Source organism: Micromonospora sp. NPDC005220 (genome assembly GCF_040607895.1).
Taxonomy (GTDB): Bacteria; Actinomycetota; Actinomycetes; order Mycobacteriales; family Micromonosporaceae; genus Micromonospora.
In genome coordinates, this window is sequence record NZ_JBEXHP010000202.1 from 1 (window position 1) to 5232 (window position 5232).

Annotated in this window: 4 protein-coding genes; 1 reads left to right on the forward strand and 3 read right to left on the reverse strand. The window is 73.5% G+C overall.

From position 1 onward, the window contains the following. The 3 genes from ABZU52_RS31815 to ABZU52_RS31825 form a co-directional block, all read right to left on the reverse strand. Window positions 1–388, reverse strand: a 388-nt coding sequence (locus tag ABZU52_RS31815) for a hypothetical protein (protein WP_354974617.1), incomplete at its 3' end; no start/stop codon positions are given. A 16-nt stretch (window positions 389–404) separates the two neighbouring features. Next, window positions 405–2612 carry a M48 family metalloprotease gene (locus ABZU52_RS31820; RefSeq protein ID WP_354974618.1) on the reverse strand — a complete coding sequence of 736 codons (2208 nt, stop codon included), beginning with the start codon at window positions 2610–2612 and terminating at the stop codon, window positions 405–407. A gap of 173 nt (window positions 2613–2785) precedes the next feature. Beyond that, entirely contained in the window at window positions 2786–3583 is a 798-nt protein-coding gene (locus ABZU52_RS31825) for an alpha/beta fold hydrolase (RefSeq protein ID WP_354974619.1), read from the reverse strand. Window positions 3584–3786: 203 nt separating this feature from the next. Between ABZU52_RS31825 and ABZU52_RS31830 the strand changes: the two genes are divergently transcribed. Further along, entirely contained in the window at window positions 3787–5145 is a 1359-nt protein-coding gene (locus tag ABZU52_RS31830; protein ID WP_354974620.1) for a pentapeptide repeat-containing protein, read from the forward strand. The last annotated feature ends 87 nt before the right edge of the window (window positions 5146–5232 follow it).

Here is a 5232-nt window from a genome sequence, read left to right on the forward strand (position 1 = left end):
CGGCGCGCGGCGCCTCGGCCTCCCGGGCGGCGCGCAGCGCCTCGGTCGCCTGGGCCAGCAGGCGAGCGGAGTCGGTCCGCCCGCTCACCTGTAGCTCCACCTCGGTGTCCCCGTCCTGGATCCGGATGCTGGCCTCGGTGCGCTGCTGGTCCACCCAGGACTGCACCAGGTTGAACAATCCCGGAAGCAGCCCCTGGGCCAGCACCGCGATGATCACCGCGTCGCTGAAACCCGACCGGCCCCCACCGCCGCCGGCCGAGCGGACCACCTGCCGGTACTCCGGGCGGCGGTGGATCCAGGTCAGCAGGTCGACCGACGGAGGCTGGCGCTGCCGGGGGTTGATGGTCAGCCGGACGGGCAGCCGGGCTGCGGCGTCGCTGTCGGTCACGGTCTCTGTCTCCCGGTCAGTTGGCGGCGGGTCGGAAGGCGACGGTGTCCCCGTCGGCGGTGGCGACGCCCGCGACGGTGAACGCGTTCTCCTCCTTGAACGGTGAGCTGGTGCCGAAGTAGGTGGTGGTGCCGCTGGCCTCGACCTTGCCCTGGGTCTCGTACGGGGTGGAGACCTGGGCGCTGGCCGGGCCGGTGAGCTCGACGGCGAGCTTCGGGTACTCCAGGATCTTCCAGGTGATCTTCTGGGTGGTGCTGCTGCTGTAGTAGCGGAACGGGCAGCCGGGCGGGGCGGCGACCGTCTGCTTGGCGCACTCGTCCAACCAGGCGCGTACCCGGGCCTCGACGGCTTCGATCGCCGCCGGCTTGAGCACCGGCACCAGTTGCAGGGTGGCGGCGGTCGCCCCCGGGCCGACCAGCACCGTCGCGCTCGGCGTCTCGCTGAGCGCACTGGACGGGCCGGTCGCGGTGTAGCCGCCGGGCAACAGCACCAGCGGCGGGCCTTCGGTGGCGACCGGCAACTCGACCCCGTTGAGCCGCACCCCGGGGTCGGCGATCGCGGCGTTGAGGGGGGTCGGCCCACCGCTCAGCCGCCAGCCGTGGAACAGCCCGGCGGTGGTCTCGTCCTCGCGGCGCAGGGTGAGGGTGGCGGTCTGCCGCACGTCACCCAGCCGGTACGCCACCGTGGCGGTGGCGTTGTCGCCGTCGCGCTCCAGCGAGCTGATCTCGACGTCGGTCGGTGGTTGGTAGCCCTTGCCGCGCAGGAGTTGGGCGAGCAGCTTGGTGTCGGTGTCACTGCCCTGGTCGGTGAGGTATCCCAGAGCGGCGTCGCTGTCCCGGTCGGCGAGCGCGGAGAAGTAGCCGTCGATCGCTGCCTGCGGGCGGTAGAACGCCCACTGCACCAGGCCGAGCCCGCTGGTGCCGAGGCAGGCCGCCAGGGTGAGGGCGCCGACCAGCAGCCAGGCGCGGCGGGTGCCGACCGGGCCGGAGTGATTGAACAGCCGGTCGACGGTGACGGTTTCGCCCGCCCCGACGGGTGCGCCGGCCAGCGACGCCCGCTCCAGTGCGTCGAGCCGCAGCTCGTGGGGCGGGTGGGTGGCGCAGACCGCCTCGTCCCAGCCGCTGCGGCCGGTCTCGAAGGACAACCGGCGCTCCAGGATGCGCCGCAGCCCGTCGACGTGCCCGGTGAGCACGGCGCCGAGGTCGGCCCGGTACTCGGCCGCCCGCACGTCGCGGGCGTGCAGCGGCAGCACCACGTACCGCATGGTGAGCAGCACCGGCCAGAAGAACACGAAGACCACGAAGTTGGTGGCCGGGTGCGGGAACGTCCGCATCAGCCAGGTCGGCAGGGCGTGCGCGAGGGTCAGCGGCAGGCCGACGCCGCGGACGAAGGCGCTGGTGATCTCGTCCCCGGTGCGCCAGTGCACCAGCTCGTGGCTGAGCAGCGCGGCCACCTCGTCGTCCGGTTCGGTCAGCACGGCGGTGGTGACCACCACGTGCCGGGCGTACGTCCGGGCGTTGCTCAGGACCGGGTCGTCCTCCATCAGTAGCCGGGGCACGCTGGGCAGGCCGAGCCGCCGGGCGCAGTCGTCGAGCACCGGGCGCAGCCGCGCGTACTCGCGGCGGCTGGGCTGGCGGGCGCCGGACACGACCAGCAGGCGTGGTTCGAGCAGCACCCGGTAGAGCGTGTAGAGGACCCCGATCAGCGCCGCCGCGATGACCGTGCCGATCAGGCCGGTGATCAGCGCGAAGGGCTCGTCGGCGACGCCCAGCCAGGGCAGCGCCAGCACGGCGAGGAAGCCGACCAGGAAGCCGATGACGAAGCCGGCCACGCCGCCGAGCACCCCGCCGGAGCGGGTCAGGAACGCCTCGATCAGGGAGCCGATCAGTGGGGCGTCGCGCAGCACCTGCGGCACCTGGTCGTCGGCGCCGGTCCCGGCGGCGAAGATCCCGGCAACGCCGAACGTGAGACCGCCCCAGAACGCCAGGAGCAGCGCGACCGGAAGATAGAACCAGGTGGCGACGAACGCGCCGAGCACGCCGCGCCAGTCCCGCAGGATCCCGGCGCGCAGCCAGACCAGCGCGCTGGGGTAGCCCGGTGGGCGGTCGGCGAACCCGCCGGTGGGCGGCGGGGTGTCGACCGACGGTGGTTGGGCGGCCCGGACGTCGAGCTGCGGCACGGTCGGCGGGGTGTTCTCCGGCGGCACGGTGGGCGGCTCGGTCATGAGCGCTGCTCCCTCTCGAAGGATGGCGTCCACTGTCGGGAATGGACGGCCGGAGCAGGTTATCGAGGGCACTTGATGTCTGCCACATCGTTTCGCCGGATCGTCGTGCACCCGACACCACCGTCGCGGCTCTGGTGCGGCGGCCCCCTCCGGGACCGCCGCACCGCAGTGGGTCAGAGCGCGAGGCAGTTGGGTCGCACCGGGCCGTCGACCAGGGCGCCGCGCACGATGGTGTACGCGGTGCCGTCGAGCACCAGACCGAGGTGCCCCACCACCCGCAGCGGGCAGTACGCCTGGATCAGCACGTTCGTCGCCCCGTCGTTGACGGCGGCGTTGCCGGTCGGCCGGACCAACTCGTCCTGAAGGGTGCGGATGGTGGTGTAGCGCACCGCGCCAGGGGTGTCGTCGCCGTCGTTGAGGTCGGCGAGGAACGCCGAGCCGATGGTCATCTGCTGGCAGGCCACGACGCCGGCGCAGCTGCCCAGCCCCAGGAACGCCACGATGTTGGCGACGTACGTGCCGTACTGCGGGGTACCCAGGCTGACGTACCGGCCGACGGTGGCCGTGCCGCCGAGCCGCTTGAGGTAGTACCGGCTGACCAGGCCCCCTTCGGAGTGGGCGACGACGTCCACCGTCGCCGCGCCGGTGCTGGCGCGTACCTGGTCGACGTAGCTGGCGAACGCGCGGGCCGAGGTGGGGATGTCACCGAGGCCCAACCCGGGCAGCTGGTAGATGAAGGTGCGGTAGCCGTCGGCGCGCAGCCGGGCGGCGATCGGCTCGTACGCGACGGCGACGCCGCTGAGCCCGCCGACCACGATGACCGGGTTGGCCGCGGCGGCGGCGGCGAAGGGTGTCGTGGGGGCGGCGGTGGCCGAGGCTGGATCGGCGGGGGCGGCGGTCGCCGTGGCGGTGGACGCGAGCAGCGCGGCGGTGGCGAGGGCCAGGACGAGGACGGTCTTTCGGAGCAGCATCGCTGCACCTCCGGGGGGAGGCACCCGGCGAACCGGGCAGGTGGGTGGGGTGTCCGGTCGACCGTGCGACGATCATCCCCGCAACAATTTAGAAACGTCAATGACTTGTTACGCGCTGGTAACCCGTTGTTCCGACGGGGGCGTAAACGGTCATACCGCAACGCTCCATATCGGACGCCGATGGTGGCTGGCATGCTGTGGCCGTGGCAGTCGACGAACCCACCGAGCGCGAGCTGCGGGTGATGCCGTGGTGGCTGATCCTGGTCGGCCTGTTGGCCGCGGTCGCCCTGGGCTGGCTGGTGCTGGATCTGCTGCTCACCGAGGCCGACCGCGCCAGCCAGCCGGACACCCGCGCCACGCTGCGCATCGACGCGATCCGCACCGGCCTGACCGTCGTCGCCGGCACCGGCGGCGGGCTCGCGCTGCTGCTCGCCGCCCGCCGCCAGTGGATCGCCGAACGCGCGCAACGGCACCAGGAGAGCGTCGCCGCGCGCGACCAGGTGCACCGGGACCGGGTGCAGGCGCACGCCGAGGCGGTGGCCGATGCCGCGCAGCGCCACCAGGACCGGCAGTCCGGGGCCGTCGAGCACGACGCGGCGGAGCGTCGACTGACCGAGCTCTACACCCGGGCGGTCGAGCTGCTCGGCAACGACAGCGCGGCGGTACGCCTCGGCGGCCTGCACGCGCTGGAGCGCCTCGGCCAGGACAACCCCGGGCAGCGCCCGACGATCGCCGCTGTGCTCTGCGCGTACCTGCGGATGCCGGCGCCCGACGGCGAGCCGCGCGAGACGGAGGTCCGGCGCAGCGCGCAGCGCGTGCTCACCCGGCACCTGCGCGTGGACGACGCGGCCCACTGGCCGGAGCTGAGGCTCGATCTGGCCGGCGCCGCGCTCGTCGACTTCGACGCCGCCGGCTGCACGCTCGTCGACGCGAACTTCACCGAGGCGGTGTTCACCGGGACGACCACCTTCGCCGGCGCGACGGCCCGGGGGCGGCTCCTGCTCGGGGCGGCGACCTTCGGCGACGTGGTCTTCGAGGGGCTCGCGGCCGAGGGCGAGGTCATCCTGGACGGCGTCCGCGTCGGCGGTCTGGCCAGCTTCGACGGCGCCGCGTTCACCGACGGCCTGTCCTGCCGGCGGGCCAGCTTCGCCGGCCTGACCTCATTTCGCCGGGTGACCTTCGGTCAACCGACCAGCTTCGACGCGACCCGCTTCGAGGACGCCACCACATTCCGGGAGGCCGTCTTCGCCGGCGCCCTGTCGATGGAGCACACCGAGTTCGGCCGGTCGGCCGGCTTCCATTCCGTCCGCTTCACGAACATGGCGCTGTTCCGCTGGACCGTGTTCGGCGCGGAGGCGCTGTTCGACAAGGCCCGCTTTCTCGACGCCGCGAACTTCGGCCGGGCCCGGTTCCACAGCATGGCCAGCTTCCGCGACACGCAGTTCAGCCGGCCGCCGCAGGTCGAGCAGGCCCGCGCGGTGGCCGACCCCGGTCACCGCTGGCCGGCGGGCACGACTGTGGAACGCCTCGACGACGAGTGGCTGCTGCTGGTCGACCGCTGACCGGCCGGGTGGCCGTCAGCGGGTGGCGGGCCGGGGGGGGGGCAGCGGGTCGCGGCCGGCGCGGGCGTGGTCGGCGGGGGGGCGCGC